Here is a 20,144-nt window from a genome sequence, read left to right on the forward strand (position 1 = left end):
AGTGTCCACACAGATTACTTGATAAATTGTTAAAGAGCATTTGCACATCTCGGTAGTTCCGAGTGGCTAGGGCTGCGTATTCTACGCAATCCCTTGTTCGCGTCAAGCAGTTTTTGCAAACTTTTTGAGGCTTCACTTTTCAGTGACTGACCACCCTATCGCCTTAGCTACCAAGTGTTTCGACGCTGCGTTATCTGCTTTGCCGTGTCAGTGGATGCGCATTATAGGCAGTTCTGATTTGGGCGCAAGTGGTTTTTTAAGAAAAATCAGACTTTTTTCGATCTTTTTAGATAGTCACATCATACACACCATTTACCCCCAAAGTTATCCACAAATATCGCTATTTAGGTGCCATCTTCGCCTTAGAGGCAACGGATTTAGGGGATCAAAAAAGCCATCCTTAGGATGGCTTCTTAATATGCATGGCTAAGTTCAGCTAACCACTTACTATATTATTAGCTTAACTTGCCGTGACACTGCTTATACTTGCGACCCGAACCACAAGGGCAAGGATCGTTACGGCCAACCTTCTCACCTTCACGCACTACAGGCTGAGTCGCGGCCAAGGCTTGTGCCTCTTCTGCACCGACCAGAGCTTCAGCTTCTGCGTGCTGATAGTCGCGACGCATCTTGGCTTCTTCCTGGCGACGACGCTCTTCCATCTCTTCGACATCAGACTGAGCCTGAACCTGTACCTTAGAGAGAATACTAATCACGTCATGCTTCAAAGTTTCCAACATCTGCTGGAATAGCTCGAACGACTCACGCTTATATTCCTGCTTAGGATTCTTCTGCGCATAGCCACGTAGGTGAATGCCCTGACGCAGGTGATCCATTGCGGCCAGATGCTCTTTCCAGAGACCATCTAGCGTTTGCAGCATGACGGCTTTCTCGAACTGACGTAACACCTGAGCGCCAACCATCTCTTCTTTTGCCTTATATGCCTTCACCCACATCTCGACGATACGCTCACGCAGCGTCTCTTCGTGTAGATCGTCTTCCTTATCCAACCACTCCTGGACAGGCATTCTTAGGGCGTACTCTTGCTCGAGACGCGTCTCGAGGCCGGCGACATCCCATAGCTCTTCGACAGACTGTGGTGGAATGTACTGATCGATAAGACCGTTAACCACATCAGCCTGGATATTAACGATAGTGTCTTGAATGCTCTCGGCATCCATCAACTCGTTACGCTGGGCATAGACTACCTGACGCTGATCGTTTGCCACGTCATCGAATTCAAGCAGCTGCTTACGAATATCGAAGTTACGGGCCTCAACCTTACGTTGGGCATTCTCGATAGCACGTGATACCCAAGGGTGCTCGATAGCCTCGCCTTTCTCCATACCAAGCTTCTTCATCATAGATGAAACGCGCTCAGAGGCGAAAATACGCATCAGGCTATCTTCCATCGACAGATAGAAGCGTGATGAACCTGCATCACCCTGGCGACCTGAACGGCCACGAAGCTGGTTATCGATACGACGCGACTCATGACGCTCGGTGCCTAGGATATGCAGACCACCTGCGGCAACCACTTCGTCGTGGCGCACTTGCCAATCAGCCTTGATCTTAGCCTTCTGTTCGGCGGTTGGATTGTCGAGCGCATCGATCTCCATGTTCCAGTTACCACCTAACACGATATCGGTACCACGACCGGCCATGTTAGTTGCGATGGTTACTGCACCACTGCGACCCGCCTGAGCAACGATCTCTGCTTCGCGCTCGTGGAACTTAGCATTAAGTACCTCGTGAGGGATCTTAGCCTTCTTCAGCAGGCTATGAAGCAGTTCAGACTGTTCGATAGAGACAGTACCTACCAATACTGGTTGGCCACGGTCACGACAATCTATGATGTCTTTAATGATGGCATCGTATTTCTCTTCCGCCGTCAGATAGACAAGATCCGCGTGATCTTTACGCACCATAGGACGGTTAGTCGGGATCACCACGGTATCCAGACCATAAATGTGTTGGAATTCGAACGCTTCGGTATCGGCGGTACCCGTCATACCGGCCAGCTTTTCATACTGACGGAAGAAGTTCTGGAAGGTGATAGACGCCAGAGTCTGGTTTTCATTTTGAATATGAACCCCTTCTTTGGCTTCTACCGCCTGGTGCAGACCTTCTGACCAACGACGACCCGGCATAGTACGACCCGTGTGTTCATCAACGATGATCACTTCGTTGTCTTGAACTATGTAGTCAACATCTTTTTCAAATAGGGTATGAGCACGTAGCGCCGCGTTAACATGGTGCAGCAACGAGATGTTAGTTGCCGAATAGAGTGAGTCACCCTCGGCCAGCATACCGCGCTCGGTCAGCAGAACTTCAACCTTCTCCTGACCACGCTCGGTCATGTGAACCTGCTTGGCCTTCTCATCGATAGAGTAATCGCCATCACCAATCTCTTCCTCAGTATCTTCCTTCTCCTGACGGATAAGGTGAGGGATAAGAGTGTTGATCTTGATATACAGCTCAGAACTGTCTTCTGCGGCGCCCGAGATGATCAGTGGCGTACGCGCCTCATCGATCAGAATCGAGTCGACCTCATCGATCAGTGCATAATGCAGCGGACGTTGCACGCGCTCGTTCGGCGAGAACGCCATGTTGTCACGCAGGTAATCGAAGCCAAACTCGTTGTTAGTACCGTAGGTAATATCTGACGCGTAGGCCATCTTCTTCTCGGCCTGACCCATACCGGCGATATTCACGCCGACAGTCATGCCCAGAAACTCAAATAGGGGACGGTTGTTTTCCGCATCGCGACGGGCAAGGTAGTCGTTCACTGTGATCACGTGAACCCCTTTGCCGGTCAGGGCGTTCAAATAGGCGGGGAGTGTTGCGGTCAGCGTCTTACCTTCACCGGTACGCATCTCGGCGATGCGGTTACTGTCGAGCACCATACCACCAAGCAGCTGCACGTCGAAGTGGCGCATCTCAAACACACGCTTAGAGGCTTCGCGTACCACGGCAAAGGCTTCTGGCATGACATCGTCCAGCGTCTGGCCCGATTCCAATCGCTCCTTAAACTCGGCCGTCTTGGCCTTGAGTTCCTCGTCGGATAACTTCTCAAAATCCGCTTCGAGGGCATTAATCTTTGTGACAATCTTACCGAGAGTTTTTAGGGTGCGATCGTTACGACTACCAAATATTTTTGTCAGTAATTTACCAAACATCTGAACCACTTTTATGTTGTTGGCTAAGTCCCTGTCGAGTCTAAAAGCCTATTTTAGTTTAACCTGCCTTGCGGTAGACATACTTCTTAGGATCTATCTGCTGTCCACCACGCAACACTTCATAATGCACATGGGGACCGGTCGAACGACCCGTACTCCCCATTTTGGCAATACTTTCGCCTTTTGCGACCACATCACCTACAGCTACTGACAAAGACTTATTGTGTCCATAGCGAGTTCGCAGACCATTGCCATGATCTATCTCGACCAACTCACCATAACCAAACATATTGCCTGCCCATGTTACGACGCCGCCCGCGGTGGCGACAACATCGGCTCCCTCTTTGCCAGCAAAGTCTATGCCTTTGTGCATGGTTCTGCGGCCGTTAAAGGGATCATTGCGTAAACCGTAGGGCGAAGATAACCAACCTTTCTGGATGGGACGCCCCGAGATATAACGTTCTTCATCTATATGGAGATTAGATGTCACCGTTTCAAGTAGTGATAATTGAACATTATTGTTATCTATTCGTGACACTAGCCTATCCATCTCCTGGATAAGCTGATCGAGTTCGATGTTGCTGCCCAGTTCGCTCAGGCCGCCAACACCGACTTCAGAAGAGAAATCGAATTGATCTTCGAGTTTGTAATCTTTTGCAACTTGCTGACCCAAGGCCTCAAGACGAGCCACCTTAGCCTGCATCTTTGCCACATGGGTAACCAAGATCGCCAGTTGCGATTCGGTCGCGCCTTTGAGTTCGATAAGCTCGTTCTTCTGCTCTTCACGAGCGACACGTTCGTTATCGACGCTGGCCTGCTGTTGCTGAATTTGTTTGGCGTTATGCTGATATAAGCCAGTGCCTGCGGCAATAAGCAAAACCGGTAATAATAGCCAACGCTTACCCGGCTGCCAGCGCGTCGCACCATTCCGACCTTGAATAAAAACTGTTACACTCATAGCCTCATTAAGCCATTTTATTATGTTATGAAAAAGCCCCCGCAGGACCTCAGTCAATTACTGCTTCAGCAGGGTCAATTGCCCTCTATCGCCGAAAAAGCAGAACTACTGCTTCATCTGGATCATCATGTAAAACAGGTGATCACAGGTCCTGTCACGGAACAACTAAAAGTCGCCAACTTCCGTCAAGGTGTGCTCGTTATCGAAACCAGTACCGCCGCATGGGCTGCGAGAATAAACTTTCAAAAACCCAAGATTTTGCAACAGTTACAAGCCGAAACGCTCCCCATGCTGTCCGCTATCGAGGTTAAAGTCAACCCAAGCCTGAAAATGTATGAGACAAAATCAAAGCAGGCTCACAACCAGATAAGCGAAACCGCTGCGGCGCATATCGACGCCTTGGCCGAGCATATAGAAGGTTCCCTAGGCCAAAAACTAAAACGGCTGGCTGCTTTAGCCAGCCGTTCAAGGCAATCCAAATAGGCGTTACGCCATTACCGCACCGGCTGGTACGGCGAAACTGACTGGTACCTCTTCTTCTTTCTCGAAGCTTACCAATTCCCAAGCATCTTGCTCGGCTAACAGGGCACGAACTAGCTGATTGTTCAGCGCATGCCCTGTCTTAAACGCACGGAATTCACCGACGATAGCGTGACCGGCGACATAGAGATCACCGAACGCATCGAGAATTTTGTGCTTAACAAACTCGTCCTCATAACGCAGACCATCGGGGTTGAGGACGCGATATTCATCAAGCACAACGGCGTTTTCCATGCTGCCACCTAACGCCAGGTTGTTGGCGCGCAGATATTCGATGTCACGCATAAACCCGAAGGTTCTGGCACGGCTGATATCACGCACGAAGGCAGAAGAGGAAAAATCCATCACCATGTGCTGCTGACTTCTGGCGATCTCAGGGTGGTTAAAATCGATCGCAAAATCGACTCTAAAGCCCTTGAATGGACGCAGTTCGGCCCACTTATCACCGTCTTCAACATGCACGGGGCGCTTGATTCTTAGATATTTCTTTGCTGCGGTTTGCTCCTGAATGCCGACAGATTGCAGCAGGAAAACCCAAGGGCTGGCGCTGCCATCCATAATAGGGATCTCAGGGGCATCGACTTCGATTGTTGCGTTGTCTATGCCTAAACCTGCCAGTGCGGCAAACAGATGCTCAATGGTCGAGATACGAACACCTTCGTCATTCACAAGCGCCGTACACATGGTCGTCTCACGCACTTGATCCGCCTTGGCGGCAATGGCCACGCTTGGCGTCAAGTCGGTACGTACCAACACGATCCCTGTATTAACTGGCGCGGGTTTGATCGTCAAAGTCACCTTGTTACCGGAATGCAATCCGACACCGGTGGTCTTAACCATTTCTTTAACAGTTCTTTGAAAAATCATTTAGTTACCCGTTATATCACAACAAAAAAGCGTTTATTTCTGCACAGCAAAGCGGCGCACAAGGGCGCAGCAGGTCGGACATGCTAGCATATCTTTGCCAATTCACCAAAATATTACCGACGAAAATCGTCGTACCACATCCTGGTATATGGCACCGACTAGCACACTCCTACCCGAAGACTAGTCAGCTTGCTTACGCAAAAATGCCGGTATATCTAAGTAATCAAGGTCACTCTTAGGCGCGGCAGCCGCAGCAGGTTGTGCTACCTGCACAACATTGCCCGCTCCCATTGCCTGTGGGACAGCTTCTTCCACTGGAAGTTCAATCTTAACCTCAGGTGCTGGCGCTGGCTCAGGGCGTGGCGCAGGCTTAGAAACCAATTGAATATCAGGCTTCTTCTCGGCGCCGATACCGGTTGCCACAACCGTTACACGCAGCTCATCGCTCATCTCTGGGTCGATAACCGCACCCACAACCACAGTCGCGTTGTCTGATGCATAAGCCTTAACATGATTACCCACTGTCTCGAACTCTTCGATGCTCATGTCCATACCGGCAGTAATGTTCACCAATACGCCACGGGCACCAGCCAGATCGATATCTTCCAGCAACGGACTGGCCACGGCAGCTTCGGCGGCTTCTTCGGCGCGATCTTCACCGCTCGCCACACCAGTACCCATCATGGCGTTACCCATCTCAGACATCACAGTCTTAACGTCGGCAAAGTCGACGTTAATCAGACCCGGACGGGTGATCAGCTCGGCGATACCTTGTACCGCACCAAGCAACACGTTGTTCGCCGCTGCGAAGGCGTCGAGCAATGAGGTGCCACGGCCCAGGACCTTAAGCAGCTTCTCGTTTGGAATGGTGATCAGCGAGTCCACATGCTTGGCCAGCATCTCGATGCCCTGGTCGGCATAAGACATACGCTTCTTGCCTTCGAATGGGAAAGGCTTAGTCACCACGGCAACGGTGAGGATCCCCTCTTCACGGGCGATCTCGGCCACGACAGGTGCGGCACCTGTACCCGTACCACCACCCATACCGGCTGCGATAAAGATCATGTCCGAGCCCTTAATCGCGCTGCGGATGTTCTCTCTGTCTTCTTCGGCCGCCAGGCGACCTATCTCTGGGTTGGCGCCTGCGCCAAGGCCCTTGGTGACATCACGACCCAACTGAATGGTGGTGCCCGCCGCCGATTTGCGTAGCGCCTGGGCATCGGTATTGGTTGCAACGAACTCAACACCCTCGATATTGTGTTTCACCATATGTTCGACGGCGTTACCACCACCGCCACCGACGCCGATGACCTTGATCACCGCCTCATCGGAATGACTATCCATGATCTCAAACATGGTCTTTTCTCCGTTTTAGTCTGCGTTATTAACCTTAAAACTCACCCTTAAACCAGCTCTGGACCCGATTCCAAAGGCTGGTCACCCCTTGGCGCTCTGGGCGCTCGAACTGTCGCTCGAGCACTCGTCTTGCACCATAATGTAACAACCCAACACCCGTGGAGTAGATGGGTTGGTTCACATATTCAAATAATCCTTTCACCGGCAGTGGTTCGGCGACTCTGACAGGCATGCCAAAGGTCGCCTCGGCGACGTCTACCGCCCCCTCGATAGAGGCAGTGCCACCTGTCAGCACGATACCGGCGGCGACCTGATCTTCCAGACCGCAGTCTCGCAACTCTTTACGCACCAGCTCAAACAGCTCCTGGTACCTAGGCTCAACCACCTCGGCCAAGGTATGGCGCGACATGGTGCGCGATGGGCGTCCGCCCACTGATGGCACTTCGATGCTGTCTTCGCGGCTCACCATGGCGCTTCTGGCACTGGCGTACTGCACCTTGATCTGCTCGGCGTGTGACAACGGCGTGCGGAAGATCTTGGCGATATCGCTGGTCACCTGATTGCCCGCCACAGGCACCACGGCGCAGTGACGCAGGGCACCATTGGTGTAGATGGTGATATCTGTGGTGCCACCGCCCATATCGACCAGACAGACACCCAGATCTTTCTCATCATCGGTGAGCACGGCATCTGCCGAGGCGATCGCCGAAAACACCAGGTCATCGACCTTCAGGCCACAACGCTCGACGCTCTTGGTAATGTTCTTGGCCATGTCGTTGGCGCAGGTAACGATATGCACCTTGGCTTCCATACGCATTCCCGACATACCTATGGGGCTGCGGATACCGTCCTGAACATCGATGGCGTACTCTTGTGGCAAAACGTGCAGAATACGGCGCTCCGTCGGGATCTTCACCGAGCGGGCGGTATGGATAACGTTGTCCACGTCTTCCTGAGTCACCTCTTCGTCATTAATCGACACCATGCCGTTTTCGTTCTGACACTGGATATGCTTACCCGAGATCCCCAGGTAGACCGAAGCCACCTGACAGTCGGCCATCAACTCGGCCTGATCCAGTGCACGTTGCACACTACGCACGATAGAGTCGAGATCGTTCACCCCGCCCTTATCCATGCCGCGAGAGGGGTGACTGCCGAGGCCGACCACACTGATATCGCCATCGGGTAATACCTCACCGATGATCACAGCAACTTTGGACGTTCCTATGTCTAATCCAACGATCAGATTTCTATCTTGATTCTTGGTCATTAATTAACGGCTCTCATCTTGTGCTTCATCCCAACCTACGGCCAATCCGGTATCGTAGCGCAAATCGACTCGGGCAACGGGCTTATCCTGTTTCACCAATGTGGGATACACATGGATAAAGCGCTGCACCCTTGCCATCTTATCTTCCCTTCCCAGCTTCAACTCTATGCCGTTGGCCAGCACGGCTAGCCAGGCATGTCTGGGGCTTAACTCTAAACGGGCCAGATCGAACCCGTTGATCTTCAATAATTCACTCACCTGGCGATAGTTAGTCAACACTGACTTCGCCTGGTCTTCCGGGCCGACCAGATTGGGTAACTGGCCTATGCCCTCACGCAGCGGCGCCTTAAACACCTGCCCCTGCTCGTTGAGCCAATCTGTCTCGTTCCAGTGGGCGACCGGTGTCTGCTCCACCAGATACACCTTCAACTTTGCAGGCCACTCGCGCCGTACCGAGGCGTGGTAGACCCAGGGCAGATTCTCCAGCGCCTGCTGCACCTGGTTCACATCCGCCGAGAAGAAGCTTCTCTGCATCAGATCCTGCAGCGCACTGCGTATCTCGGCATCGCTGGTAAACTGCCTGTCACCCTTTATCGCCACCGCCTCGATAGGCAGGGCATCGGCATCGTTCAACACCAGGTGTAGCTTCCAGCCTCCCATCGACAAGCCACACAGCACCAGGAAAAGAAAAATCAAGCCGAAACACAGGTACCAATCGACCTGTCCCAACCTACTTTTCCAACGGCTACCTAGCTCTCTTAAGGACACTGCTTATCGCCCTAACGCATCATTTAATGTATAAAAATCAATCAACTTACTACCAGAGGGCAGTCGTAAGGAACCGGCCATTATAACTACCTCACCTCTAGCGTCAAAAGCTTCATCGAGGCCAGGGCCAGATGCCCTCAACCTCATTGGTTTTCCGACTCAAACTGCAACCCGGCATCGGCCAGTTGACGACTCACTGCGCCGATATTGCCGGCCCCTTGAGTCAGCAGCAGATCGCCCTCTTGCAACACACCAGGCAGAATCGTCCGTAGCTGCTCAGGTTCGGCCACGAAGATAGGATCTATCTGGCCACGCTGGCGAATCGAGCGGCACAGGGCACGACTATCCGCCCCCGGCACAGGCGCCTCTCCGGCGCTATAGACATCGAGTAACAGCAGGCAATCTACCTGGGCCAAGACCTCGACAAAATCATCATAGAGATCTCGGGTGCGGCTATATCTGTGGGGCTGATAGATCATCACCAGACGTTTGTCTGGCCAGCCGGAACGTGCTGCCTTAATGGTTGCCGCCACCTCGCTGGGGTGATGACCATAGTCATCGACCAGCATCACCTCGCCCGCGACCGTGATAAATTCACCCAGCTGCTGGAAACGACGACCTATGCCCTGAAACTCATCCAGGGCGCGGATGATCGCCTCATCTTCAATCTCATCTTCTGTCGCCACGGCAATCGCGGCCAGGGCGTTGAGCACATTGTGACGACCCGGCAGGTTAACCCGAAGTTCCAGATCCGTCATGCCTTCACGGCGCACGGTAAAGCGTGAACTGTAGCCCTGCTGCTCGAAGTTAAGCGCCTGCACATCGGCATCATCGCTGAAACCATAGGTCACGACCTTACGGCCGATGCGTGGCAGTATCTCTCTCACCACAGGATCGTCGATGCAGGCCACGGCCACCCCATAGAAGGGCAGGTTATGCAGGAAATCGACAAAGGTGGATTTCAGCTTCTCGAAATCCCCCTCATAGGTATCCATGTGGTCGGCTTCTATGTTGGTCACCACACTCACCATGGGCTGCAGATGCAGGAAGCTGGCATCGCTCTCGTCCGCCTCGGCAATCAGGTAACGGCTCTTACCCAGGCGGGCATTGGTGCCGGCACTGTTAAGCAGACCGCCGATCACGAAGGTAGGATCCCGCTCTGCCTGACCATAGACGCTGGCGATAAGGCTGGTCGTGGTCGTCTTGCCGTGAGTACCGGCCACCGCCACACCATGGCGATAACGCATCAGCTCGGCCAACATCTCTGCCCGGCGAACTATGGGGATGCGTCGCTCCTGCGCCGCTAAAATCTCTGGGTTACTGGCATCGATAGCCGTGGAAACCACCACCACATCGGCGCCTTCAACTTGATCGGCATGGTGACCGATAAAGATCGCCGCGCCGAGTCGTTTAAGACGCGCCGTCACGGCGTTCTCGGCGATGTCGGAACCACTAAGACGATAACCTTCGTTTACCAATACCTCGGCAATACCGCCCATACCCGCGCCGCCGATCCCTACAAAGTGGATCCGCTTGACGCGACGCATCTCTGGAATGATGGTTCTTAATTGGGCGTACTTCTCTTCGGTTTTAATCATCTTTTTCCTTACTTGCCAGCGCGATACACACATCGGCGACCCGCTCTGTGGCATCTAACACAGCAACACTCTTGGCCAGCAGCCCCATCTCGATGAGGGCCTTACGGTCTGACGCCAAGATCTGCAACTTGCTGATCAATTTTTCACTATCTAATACTGTCTGTGGCAGCAAAAATGCGCCGCCCGCTTCCACCAAGACCTGGGCATTCTTGGTCTGGTGATCATCCACCGCATGGGGATAAGGCACCAGAAGACTCGGTAAGCCTACCGCCGCCACCTCTGACACAGTCAGGGCGCCAGCCCGGCACAGAATCACGTCGGCCCAGCGATAGGCCGCTTCCATATCATCGATAAACTCGGCCACCTTGACGCTGCCGGACTGTCCCAGCTGAAGATATTCCGCCTCGACCTGCGCCTGATTGCCCTTACCCACCTGGTGCCATACTGTGATCGAGTGATGCTGCGCCACCGCAGCCGTCACGCTTGGCATCAGGTCATTAAATACCTTGGCCCCCAGGCTACCGCCGACCACCAAGACCCGCAGCGCATCGTCTTGAACACTTGTCTGCTCGCTACGCCCCAGGGCAATCAGCTCGCTGCGGATCGGGTTACCCACCACCTCGGCACTGCCCTCGAAGGTGTTCTCGAAGGCGCACAGCACACGGCTGGCGATACGCGACAACAGCTTGTTGGTCATGCCTGGGATGGCGTTTTGCTCATGGAGCACCAAGGGAATACCGCTTAGCTTGGCGGCAACTCCACCCGGGCCACTGGCAAAACCGCCCATGCCCAGCACCACATCGGGCTTAAACTCTTTGATCACCTCACGCGCCTGCATGATGGAACGCAAGATCTTAAAGGGCGCCGCGAGCTTACGGATAAGGCCGTTGCCACGCACCCCCTTGATATCGATGAAATCGATATCGAAACCATGTTGAGGCACCAGACGCGCCTCCATACGATCGGCGGTGCCCAGCCAGCGTACCTGCCAGCCCTGTTTGGCTAACGCTTTGGCCACGGCTAGCGCCGGGAACACGTGTCCGCCCGTGCCACCTGCCATGATCAAAATACGTTTCTCTAGCGCCATCTACTTCACCTTGCCTTGTACCGCCTGAATCAGGCTTAATCTTCTCTCATGATCGATACGGATCAATATCATTGCCGCCGCCGTCATCACCCACAGGCTACTGCCACCGTAGCTGATAAAGGGCAGGGTCAAACCTTTAGTCGGCAACATGCCTATGCTGGCGCCCACGTTGACCACGGTCTGGAAACAGATCCAGATGCCGATGGCATAGGCCAGATAGCCCTCGAATGCCCTGTCACCGAGCAAACACAAGTTGCCCAGCTTAATCGCCCTCAGGGCAACAAACAGCAAAACCGACAACACGGCAATAATGCCGAGAAAGCCAAGCTCTTCACCGATCACGGCGAAGATAAAATCTGTGTGGGCCTCGGGCAGGTATTCCAGTTTCTGAATACTGTTACCTAAGCCCTGTCCTAACCAGTCGCCGCGGCCATAGGCCATCAGCGATTGGGTAAGCTGATAACCGCTACCGAAGGGATCCTGCCAGGGATCCAGAAACGAGGTCACCCGTCGCATACGGTAAGGTTCCAGCAATACCAGGCCGACGAAGGCCATGGCCCCGGTCAAGAGCAGCGCGAAGAAGTCGAGCAATCTTGCACCGGCTAAAAACAACAGACCCACAGTGCCGACAAACAGCACCACCACAGTGCCGAGATCCGGCTGCAGCAGGATCAGGAAGGCATACACGGCAAACACGGCAATCGGCTTATAGAAACCCTTGGCGTTTTCCCGAACCTCCTGATGACGACGCACCAGATAGCCAGCCATATACACGGCAAAGACAAACTTGGCCAACTCGGCGACCTGAATACGAATAGGGCCAACCGACAACCAGCGGGTTGCGCCGTTTACCGTGGTCCCGACGATCGGCACCGCCACCAACATAATACCCACGACGAGCAGCATGATCGGGCTCAGCTGCTGCCAGCTACGCATCTCTATCTGCAACACCACGGCGGCAATCAGGGCGCAGCCCACCAGGTAAGCCACATGGCGCCACACGAAGTGGTAAGGATTCCCCGTCAGACTCGTGGCCTCAGGCATAGAGGCCGACATCACCATGATGAAGCCGAAACTTATTAAAGAGATGACCGCAAACAGCAGGGCTCTATCATAGAGCTGCATGCCCGGCGCCTCGCGTTGACTAAACAGGTTCGGCAGCGACCAGCTAAGGGAGCTACCAAACAGGCTTAGTTGACGCTCGTCGCTACGCATGCATCACCTCTTGGGCCAACGCGGCCACCTGGGCGCGAAAATCATCGCCCCTGGCCATGAAGTTGGCGTACATATCCAAACTGGCACAGGCCGGTGACAGCAAGACGAGGTCGCCAGGCTTGGCCAAGCTGGCCGCCTGAGTCACCGCCTCTTGCATCGACTCGACGCGAATGGCGCCATCAAACTGCTCGGCGATCCTGTCGCCATCCTTGCCCAGGGTGATCACCTGAGCCACATCCAGCAGCACACTGCGCAGCGCCGAGAAGTCGGCGCCCTTACCGTCACCGCCGGCGATTAAAATAATCTGCCCCTGATGCTCACTCAGCCCCTGCAGGGCCGCTATAGTCGCGCCCACATTGGTCGCCTTGGAGTCGTTCACATAACTCACGCCCAGGTGTTTACCCACCAATTCGCAGCGATGTGCCAGCCCCTTAAACTGTTTTGCCACCTCGACCATGGCCGCCTTCTCCACGCCAGCGCTATCGGCCAGGGCCATGGCAACCAGCAAGTTGGCCTGATTGTGGCTACCTACCAGCGCGACCTGATCGGCGGCGACATATTCGGTCGAACCATGCACTAAGATGCCATGGTTAACACCCCACTCGTCGCCCTCGGGCAGAGAGAGGCCGAAACTGTTCTGGTTCATCGGCTCGTTGGGGCGGGTCAGCAGATCGTCACGATTGAAGATCGCCAGCTTGGTCTGGTCATACAGACGCAGCTTGGCCTGACGATAGCTCTCAAGATCCGAATACCTGTCCATGTGATCTTCACTGATATTCAGACAGGTGGCGCTGATGCAATTGAGGCTAGCCGTAGTCTCAAGCTGAAAACTCGACAGCTCAAGCACGAACAGCTCATTATCACCCTCGAGCAGATCCAGCACAGGCACACCGATGTTGCCACCCACAGCTACCTTAATGCCCGCCTTAGCCGCCATCTCACCCACGAGTGTGGTCACGGTCGACTTGCCGTTAGAACCGGTAATGCCTATGACGCAGGGCTCACGGCCCTGCAAGGCTCTGGCAAATAGCTCGACGTCGCCGACAATATCGATCCCCATGTCCACTGCCGCGCGCACCTCGGCGGTATCCAGCGGAATGCCTGGGCTAACGACTATCTGACTGGCCTGCACCAGGTAGCGACAATCGAAGCCGCCGGTGAGCAATAGCACCTCGGGAAACTCCTGGCTCAGGGTCTCACGACCCGGCGGATTCTCACGACTGTCCATCACCAACGGCGTAATGCCCTGCTTGATTAAATAACGCACCACCGAGAGCCCAGTGGCTCCCAATCCTAAAACGATGTGCGTGTACTGACTCGCCATGGCGTCTTACCTTAACTTTAAGGTTGCTAGGCCTAGCAACACCAGGAAGAGGGAGATGATCCAGAAACGCACGATCACTCTGGGTTCAGGCCAACCTTTCAACTCATAATGATGATGTATGGGTGCCATCCTGAAGATGCGTTGGCCGCGTAACTTATAAGAGCCGACCTGCAGGATCACTGAAACCGTCTCCATCACAAATACGCCGCCCATGATCACCAGTAAGATCTCCTGGCGCACCAATACGGCGATGGTGCCCAGCGCCGCGCCCAGAGACAGCGACCCCACGTCGCCCATGAAAACCTGAGCCGGATAGGTGTTGAACCACAGGAAACCTAAGCCTGCGCCGACGATGGCGGTGCAGACGATCACCAGCTCACCCGAGCCAGGCAGGTAAGGAATATGCAGATAGTTAGCAAACTGCACATGGCCCGACAGGTAGGCGATCAGCGCAAAGGCCGCCGCAACCATCACGGTAGGCATAATCGCCAGCCCATCGAGACCGTCGGTTAGGTTCACCGCGTTGCTCGAGCCGACAATAGTGAAGTAGGCCAGCAGAATGAAGAAAGCACCCAGCTGCGGCATCACATCTTTGAAGAAGGGCAGCACCAACTGAGTCTCACCAGCATTACCGGCAGACGCATACAGGTAGAAGGCGATCGCCAGAGCCGCCAGGGACTGCAAGATATACTTCCAGCGCGCAATAAGCCCCTTGGTGTCCTTGCGGACCACCTTGCGGTAATCGTCGATAAAGCCGATCAAGCCGAAGGCGCCCAGCACGAAGAGCATGACCCACACATAGCGGCTACCCAAGTCCCCCCAGAGCAGCACACTGATGAACACGCCAGCCAAGATCAACAGGCCGCCCATGGTTGGCGTGCCGCGCTTGGCAAAGTGGGACTCGGGGCCTTCGTTACGGACCACCTGACCTATCTGCAGCAGTTGCAGACGCTCGATCATCTTAGGCCCCCACCACAGGCTAAACACCATGGCGGTCAACAGCCCCAGGATCGCCCTGAAGGTCACATAAGAGAAAACGTTAAACCCAGAATAAAACTGGGTTAGATAATCAGCCAGATAAACCAGCATTAAAACAACTCCTTGCGCTCAAAGGCGGCAATGAGAGCCTCGACAACTCGCTCCATCTTGGCGCTTCGAGACCCCTTAACTAACACAGTCACCTTGCCGGTTAACTGGTTAAAATAACTAACTAAATCAACAACCAATGCATCTAAGTCGGTGAAGTGCTTGCCGGCGAAAGCCTCGCTACTCGCCCGACTCAACTCTCCCAGTGAATACAAGGCATCGATCCCCTGCTGCTTGGCCTTCTCGCCCAGCTGCCGATGTAAAAGGGACGCATTGTCACCTAATTCGCCTAAATCGCCCAGCACTAAACAGCGATTTCCTTCAATTTCTTGAAGCCAGTCGATTGCCGCCCCCACAGAGGCCGGATTGGCGTTATAGGTATCGTCAATCAGCAAGAAGCGTCCCAGACGAGTCGGCTGCATACGGCCCTTCACGGGTTGCAGCTGCATCAGTCCTTGAACTATCTCATCCAGTGACAAGCCCAGCGCCAAACAGATGCTGGTTGCCGCCAGGGCATTGCTCACCTGGTGACGACCCGACAGCGGCAGGCTGACCTGACGCCGCTCGCCTCGGTAACTGAGACAAAAGCGATAACAGCCCAAGGCATCTGCACTGAGCTCGTCGGCGCTGACATCTGCTGGATTCCCCTGGGAAGAAAAACTCAACTGGGTATGGCTAGCGGCCGCGCGGCGCATCACATCGGTAAATGCGTCGTCGGCATTGATCACGGCGACACCATCCTTAGCCAGGTGGAGGAAGATCTCCGACTTAGCCTTAGCCACGCCTTCCAGCGAGCCAAATCCCTCGAGATGCGCCGAGGCGACATTATTAACCATCGCCACATCGGGTTGCACTAAAGATGAAGTGTAATTAATCTCACCGAGATGATTGGCGCCTAATTCGAACACCCCGTATTCGTGTTGCGGCTCGAGACGCAGCAGGGTCAAAGGCACGCCCACTTCGTTGTTGAAGTTGCCTGCGGTGTAAAGCACCTGATGCTGGGTCGACAATATGGTCGCCACCATCTCCTTCACGCTGGTCTTGCCATTGGAGCCGGTGAGGGCCACGCTCTTAGGCGCGACACACTGCTTCACATAGGCACCTATCTGGCCCATAGCCTTCTGGCTGTTAGCCACAACAAGCTGAGGCGCCGCGATCGGCAGCTCACGCTCGACCAGTAGGGCGCTGGCGCCATCGGCCACCGCCTTGGCGGCAAAATCATGGGCATCGAAGCGCTCACCCTTGAGGGCGACGAACAGGGTTTGAGAGTCCACCACACGGCTATCGCTCGAGACCTTGCTGACACTAAGATCAATGCCAACATGTTGGGCACCGAGCACCTTGGCTAATTCTGACAGTCGCAGTGGAATCATTTGCCGCCCCTCGCAATGGCTGCCGCTAGGGCACGTTCATCATAATCCAGGCGTTTGCCGGCGATCTCCTGATAGGTCTCATGGCCCTTGCCGGCCAGCAAAATCAGATCGCCGCTGGATGCCAGAGTCACTACCTCGCGGATCGCCTTTTGCCTGTCGACCTGAGTCAAGCCGACCTGCGGCTTGTTTAGCCCGGCCAGCACATCATTGATGATCGCCATGGGATCTTCGCTACGCGCATTATCGCTGGTGACCATGACGCAATCGGCGTTGTCTTCGGCGGCGCGGGCCATCAGGGGACGCTTGCCCTTGTCACGGTCGCCACCACAACCGAAGACGCACCACAACTTGCCACGGCAATGACCGCGCAGGGCCTTAAGCGCCTGCTCTATGGCATCCGGCGTATGGGCATAGTCCACCACCAGGGTGACGCTGTCTTGAGTGGTGAAACGCTCCATGCGTCCCGCCACAGGCTTAAGGCTGGATACCTGAGTCAGCAACTGCGCCATCGAATATCCGCTCAGATAGAGTGCCCCCAGGGCCGCCACCAGATTAGACAGGTTAAAGGTGCCCAGTAGCGGCGAGTCGATTTTCGCCTCGCCTTCGGGCCAGACCAGCGTCGCGCTGACGCCCTGAGCATGTTGCCTGACCGCTTTGGTATAGATAGAGGCGTCTTCCTGGCCCTGAATGCTAAAGCCCACCAGGCCCTTACAGCGTTTATCCTGTATCCACTGACGCCCCACGGGATCGTCTAGGTTAATCAAACCATGGCTTAAGGAGCTGAATCTAAACAGGCGCTGCTTGGCTGCGCCATAGGCATCCATAGAGCCATGATAATCCAGGTGATCCCGGCTTAGGTTGGTAAACACGGCCACGTCAAAGGGCACGGCATCGACACGTCCCTGCACCAGGCCATGACTGGAGACCTCCATGGCACAGACAGCAGCGCCCTGTTGGTCAAACTCCTTGAGCTGACGCATCACAGTGATCGGGTCGGCCGTGGTGTTGCCGCTATCGACCAGCTGTCCCCACATGCCGTTGCCCAGGGTGCCCATAACGGCGCTCGGCTGGCTCAAACCTTGGCTCAGCTGAGCGATCAGTTGGGTCACCGATGTCTTACCATTGGTGCCCGTCACGCCGATCAGCTTGATTCTGTCCCGCCCCAGCACATAGAGTTGAGAGGCGAGTGCCGACAGCTGCCGTTGCAGCTGAAAAAAGTAGATCCTTAGGCCATCTTCTTGACTCACCTTGCCATGCAGCCCCGGATCGTCGGTATGAATCAGCGCCGCCACGGCTCCCTGTGAAAGGGCGGCATCGACAAAATCCCGTCCATCGACGCTGTGGCCCGGCACGGCAACAAACACGCTGCCTTGGCCTATCTCTCGGCTATCCAGCGTCAGATGACTGAGTGACTCACCGCCGGCATAGTGAAACCAGGGGGCAAGGAGATCGCACAGCTGCATTATTCGCCCCTCCTGACATTACCGGCCAATTGAACTTTTTCTCGAGCACTGATCGGCTCAACATTTAACATCTGTAGTGCCCCTGACATCACTTTGGCAAACACGGGAGCGGCCACATCGCCGCCATAATAACGATCGCCCTTAGGCTCATTGACCACCACCACCATGGCGAGTCTTGGATTGTGCACAGGCGCGACCCCGGCAAACAGGGCGACATAATCTTCGCCATAGCCACCGGCCACGGCCTTACGGGCGGTACCCGTCTTCCCCGCAACCGGATAGCCGTCGATATGGGCCTTCTTGGCGGTACCGCCAGGCTCGGTAACACCGATCAGCATCTGCATCACGCTGCGAGCCACCTCGGGCGAGATCACCTGATCTCCCTCGGGCGCCTTCTTAAGCTTGAGAATCGAAGAGGGATACAACACGCCACCACTGCCCAGCATGGCGTACATGCGGGCGATCTGCAGCGGTGTCACCGTCAGGGCATAACCAAAGGAGAGGGTTGCCCGCTCGAAATCGGACCAACGACGACGATCATGGATGAGACCGGCACTCTCACCTGGCAGGTTGATGCCCGAATAGTTACCCAGTCCCATGGCCTGGTAGTAACCCAGCAGCTCCTGTACCGGCATCGACAGGGCGATCTGCGTCATCCCCACGTTACTGGAATGCACCAATACATCACCCAGGGACATATCGCCGTAGTTACGGCCGTCACGCACTATCTTGCCGCCGATACGCACGCGGCCCGGATGCGTCTTGAAGATCTGATCTTCCTTGATGGTACCCGCCTCGAGCGCCGCGGCGACCACGAAGGGCTTGATGGTGGATCCCGGCTCATAGGCGTCGGTCAGGGCACGGTTACGCATACGATAGCTTTGCAGGTTATCGCGGGAGTTGGGGTTATAGCTGGGGGTGTTTGCCATGGCCAACACCTCGCCCGTGTGCACGTCCAGCACCACGATTGAGGCAGAGGTGGCCTGGTTGATCTCGGTGGCACGCTTAATCTCGCGATAAGCCAGCTGCTGGATACGCTGATCGATACTCAGCACCAGATCGTTAGAGCTTTCGCCGGTTTGCACCGTATCCAGGCGCTCGACGACATGGCCGTCACGGGATTTACGCACCTTGTGTTTGGTCGGCGTACCGGTGAGCCAGTCGTTATAGGTGTTCTCGATCCCCTCAATACCCACGTCGTCGATATTGGTCAGGCCCACCAACTGCGCGCTGATCTCACTAGTAGGATAGTAGCGACGTGACTCCGCCTTAAGATAGACGCCGGGCAGCTTAAGCTGCTTGATATACTCGGCCACCGCCGGGGTGACTTGACGCTTGAGGTAGGTAAAACGTTTCTTGGGGTTAGACTGCACCCGCGCCAGGATCTTCTCCTTGGGCTCGTGCAGCACATCGGCCAGCGCCTGCCAGCGACGCATATCGGCGAAACCGTTGCGATCATGCACCACCTTAGGATCGGCATAGACAGCCTTGACCGGCACACTGACCGCCAGCATCTCACCATTGCGGTCGGTGATCATGCCACGATGCACCTCGTTACTCGTGGTGCGTAGGGTGCGCATGTCACTCTCGTGACGCAGCTTTTCCGGCTCGATGATCTGAATATAGGCGGCGCGGCCCACCAAGCTGGTAAACAGCAGACACACGAAACCGACCACGACGTAGAGACGCCAGTGGATCAGCTGTGGTTTCTGTTTACGTTTGGCCTGCTTGCTCATGGTACTCTCACCACCACTTCTTCATTGGGTAACGGCCGCTTCATGTCCAGCTCTTTCGTGGCAATCCGTGTCACCCGACTGTGTTCCGACTGCGACTGCTCTTCCAGCAACAGGTTGCGCCATTCGATATCCAAGCGGTCGCGCTCTTGCAGCAACTGATCCCACTGGCTGGTGTATTTGCGACTGGAATGGCTGGTATAAACCACCAGAACGGCATTCGCAATCACAATAAAAGCCATCAAGAGCACCCACTTGTGATGCCAAAGATCGAGTAATACGATACGAGTCAGGTTAAGTTGTGACTTACTCACTAGCGTTCCCCTA

Annotated in this window: 16 protein-coding genes; 1 reads left to right on the top strand and 15 read right to left on the bottom strand. The window is 54.9% G+C overall.

Annotated elements, in window-relative coordinates:
* Positions 1-455 precede the first annotated feature (455 nt).
* The gene (gene secA, locus L1D47_RS10365) at positions 456-3,179 is read right to left on the bottom strand and encodes a preprotein translocase subunit SecA (protein ID WP_239884629.1); all 2,724 of its coding nucleotides are present in this window, start codon (positions 3,177-3,179) and stop codon (positions 456-458) included.
* Positions 3,180-3,237: 58 nt separating this feature from the next.
* Entirely contained in the window at positions 3,238-4,137 is a 900-nt protein-coding gene (locus L1D47_RS10370; protein ID WP_239884631.1) for a M23 family metallopeptidase, read from the bottom strand.
* Between the two features lie 27 nt (positions 4,138-4,164).
* Here L1D47_RS10370 and L1D47_RS10375 point away from each other — a divergent pair, with 27 nt between their 5' ends.
* Positions 4,165-4,620 (top strand): DciA family protein, encoded by a 456-nt coding sequence (locus L1D47_RS10375; protein WP_239884632.1) that lies wholly within the window; start codon positions 4,165-4,167, stop codon positions 4,618-4,620.
* A 3-nt stretch (positions 4,621-4,623) separates the two neighbouring features.
* On the opposite strand, the gene lpxC is transcribed toward L1D47_RS10375, so the two are convergent.
* From lpxC to ftsL, 13 genes are all read right to left on the bottom strand, one after another.
* The gene (gene lpxC / locus L1D47_RS10380; RefSeq protein ID WP_239884634.1) at positions 4,624-5,544 is read right to left on the bottom strand and encodes a UDP-3-O-acyl-N-acetylglucosamine deacetylase; all 921 of its coding nucleotides are present in this window, start codon (positions 5,542-5,544) and stop codon (positions 4,624-4,626) included.
* Between the two features lie 180 nt (positions 5,545-5,724).
* Complete coding sequence (ftsZ, locus tag L1D47_RS10385) at positions 5,725-6,900, bottom strand: cell division protein FtsZ (RefSeq protein WP_041509011.1); 1,176 nt, start codon at positions 6,898-6,900, stop codon at positions 5,725-5,727.
* Positions 6,901-6,934: 34 nt separating this feature from the next.
* The gene (gene ftsA / locus L1D47_RS10390; RefSeq protein ID WP_239884635.1) at positions 6,935-8,170 is read right to left on the bottom strand and encodes a cell division protein FtsA; all 1,236 of its coding nucleotides are present in this window, start codon (positions 8,168-8,170) and stop codon (positions 6,935-6,937) included.
* A gap of 3 nt (positions 8,171-8,173) precedes the next feature.
* Positions 8,174-8,938 (bottom strand): cell division protein FtsQ/DivIB, encoded by a 765-nt coding sequence (locus tag L1D47_RS10395; RefSeq protein WP_239853275.1) that lies wholly within the window; start codon positions 8,936-8,938, stop codon positions 8,174-8,176.
* A 143-nt stretch (positions 8,939-9,081) separates the two neighbouring features.
* Positions 9,082-10,536 (bottom strand): UDP-N-acetylmuramate--L-alanine ligase, encoded by a 1,455-nt coding sequence (gene murC, locus L1D47_RS10400; protein ID WP_239884638.1) that lies wholly within the window; start codon positions 10,534-10,536, stop codon positions 9,082-9,084.
* Positions 10,529-11,623, bottom strand: a complete 1,095-nt coding sequence (gene murG, locus L1D47_RS10405; protein ID WP_239884640.1) for an undecaprenyldiphospho-muramoylpentapeptide beta-N-acetylglucosaminyltransferase — start codon at positions 11,621-11,623, stop codon at positions 10,529-10,531. The genes murC and murG overlap by 8 nt, the downstream gene beginning before the upstream one ends.
* Positions 11,624-12,838 (bottom strand): cell division protein FtsW, encoded by a 1,215-nt coding sequence (ftsW, locus tag L1D47_RS10410; RefSeq protein WP_239884642.1) that lies wholly within the window; start codon positions 12,836-12,838, stop codon positions 11,624-11,626.
* A complete protein-coding gene (gene murD / locus L1D47_RS10415) occupies positions 12,831-14,162 on the bottom strand; it encodes a UDP-N-acetylmuramoyl-L-alanine--D-glutamate ligase (RefSeq protein ID WP_239884644.1) in 1,332 nt (443 codons plus the stop codon). The genes ftsW and murD overlap by 8 nt, the downstream gene beginning before the upstream one ends.
* A gap of 6 nt (positions 14,163-14,168) precedes the next feature.
* Positions 14,169-15,251 (bottom strand): phospho-N-acetylmuramoyl-pentapeptide-transferase, encoded by a 1,083-nt coding sequence (gene mraY / locus L1D47_RS10420; RefSeq protein WP_041509005.1) that lies wholly within the window; start codon positions 15,249-15,251, stop codon positions 14,169-14,171.
* Complete coding sequence (gene murF, locus L1D47_RS10425) at positions 15,251-16,621, bottom strand: UDP-N-acetylmuramoyl-tripeptide--D-alanyl-D-alanine ligase (RefSeq protein ID WP_239884646.1); 1,371 nt, start codon at positions 16,619-16,621, stop codon at positions 15,251-15,253. Before murF ends, mraY begins: the two co-directional genes overlap by 1 nt.
* The gene (murE, locus tag L1D47_RS10430) at positions 16,618-18,087 is read right to left on the bottom strand and encodes a UDP-N-acetylmuramoyl-L-alanyl-D-glutamate--2,6-diaminopimelate ligase (protein WP_239884683.1); all 1,470 of its coding nucleotides are present in this window, start codon (positions 18,085-18,087) and stop codon (positions 16,618-16,620) included. Before murE ends, murF begins: the two co-directional genes overlap by 4 nt.
* Positions 18,084-19,820: a penicillin-binding transpeptidase domain-containing protein gene (locus tag L1D47_RS10435; RefSeq protein WP_239884648.1), complete on the bottom strand. Its 1,737-nt coding sequence runs from the start codon at positions 19,818-19,820 to the stop codon at positions 18,084-18,086. Before L1D47_RS10435 ends, murE begins: the two co-directional genes overlap by 4 nt.
* Positions 19,817-20,131, bottom strand: coding sequence for a cell division protein FtsL (gene ftsL, locus L1D47_RS10440; protein WP_041509001.1), 315 nt, complete (start codon positions 20,129-20,131; stop codon positions 19,817-19,819). Before ftsL ends, L1D47_RS10435 begins: the two co-directional genes overlap by 4 nt.
* Positions 20,132-20,144 lie beyond the last annotated feature (13 nt).

The sequence above is a fragment of the Shewanella sp. Isolate7 genome (assembly GCF_022398425.1).
Classification (GTDB): domain Bacteria; phylum Pseudomonadota; class Gammaproteobacteria; order Enterobacterales; family Shewanellaceae; genus Shewanella.

What these genes read in the sequence shown, in the direction of transcription:
- secA (WP_239884629.1), bottom strand. Translation starts at nt 3,179, where the DNA reads ATGTTTGGTAAATTACTGACAAAAATATTTGGTAGTCGTAACGATCGC.
- L1D47_RS10370 (WP_239884631.1), bottom strand. Translation starts at nt 4,137, where the DNA reads ATGAGTGTAACAGTTTTTATTCAAGGTCGGAATGGTGCGACGCGCTGG.
- L1D47_RS10375 (WP_239884632.1), top strand. Translation starts at nt 4,165, where the DNA reads ATGAAAAAGCCCCCGCAGGACCTCAGTCAATTACTGCTTCAGCAGGGT.
- lpxC (WP_239884634.1), bottom strand. Translation starts at nt 5,544, where the DNA reads ATGATTTTTCAAAGAACTGTTAAAGAAATGGTTAAGACCACCGGTGTC.
- ftsZ (WP_041509011.1), bottom strand. Translation starts at nt 6,900, where the DNA reads ATGTTTGAGATCATGGATAGTCATTCCGATGAGGCGGTGATCAAGGTC.
- ftsA (WP_239884635.1), bottom strand. Translation starts at nt 8,170, where the DNA reads ATGACCAAGAATCAAGATAGAAATCTGATCGTTGGATTAGACATAGGA.
- murC (WP_239884638.1), bottom strand. Translation starts at nt 10,536, where the DNA reads ATGATTAAAACCGAAGAGAAGTACGCCCAATTAAGAACCATCATTCCA.
- murG (WP_239884640.1), bottom strand. Translation starts at nt 11,623, where the DNA reads ATGGCGCTAGAGAAACGTATTTTGATCATGGCAGGTGGCACGGGCGGA.
- ftsW (WP_239884642.1), bottom strand. Translation starts at nt 12,838, where the DNA reads ATGCGTAGCGACGAGCGTCAACTAAGCCTGTTTGGTAGCTCCCTTAGC.
- murD (WP_239884644.1), bottom strand. Translation starts at nt 14,162, where the DNA reads ATGGCGAGTCAGTACACGCACATCGTTTTAGGATTGGGAGCCACTGGG.
- mraY (WP_041509005.1), bottom strand. Translation starts at nt 15,251, where the DNA reads ATGCTGGTTTATCTGGCTGATTATCTAACCCAGTTTTATTCTGGGTTT.
- murF (WP_239884646.1), bottom strand. Translation starts at nt 16,621, where the DNA reads ATGATTCCACTGCGACTGTCAGAATTAGCCAAGGTGCTCGGTGCCCAA.
- L1D47_RS10435 (WP_239884648.1), bottom strand. Translation starts at nt 19,820, where the DNA reads ATGAGCAAGCAGGCCAAACGTAAACAGAAACCACAGCTGATCCACTGG.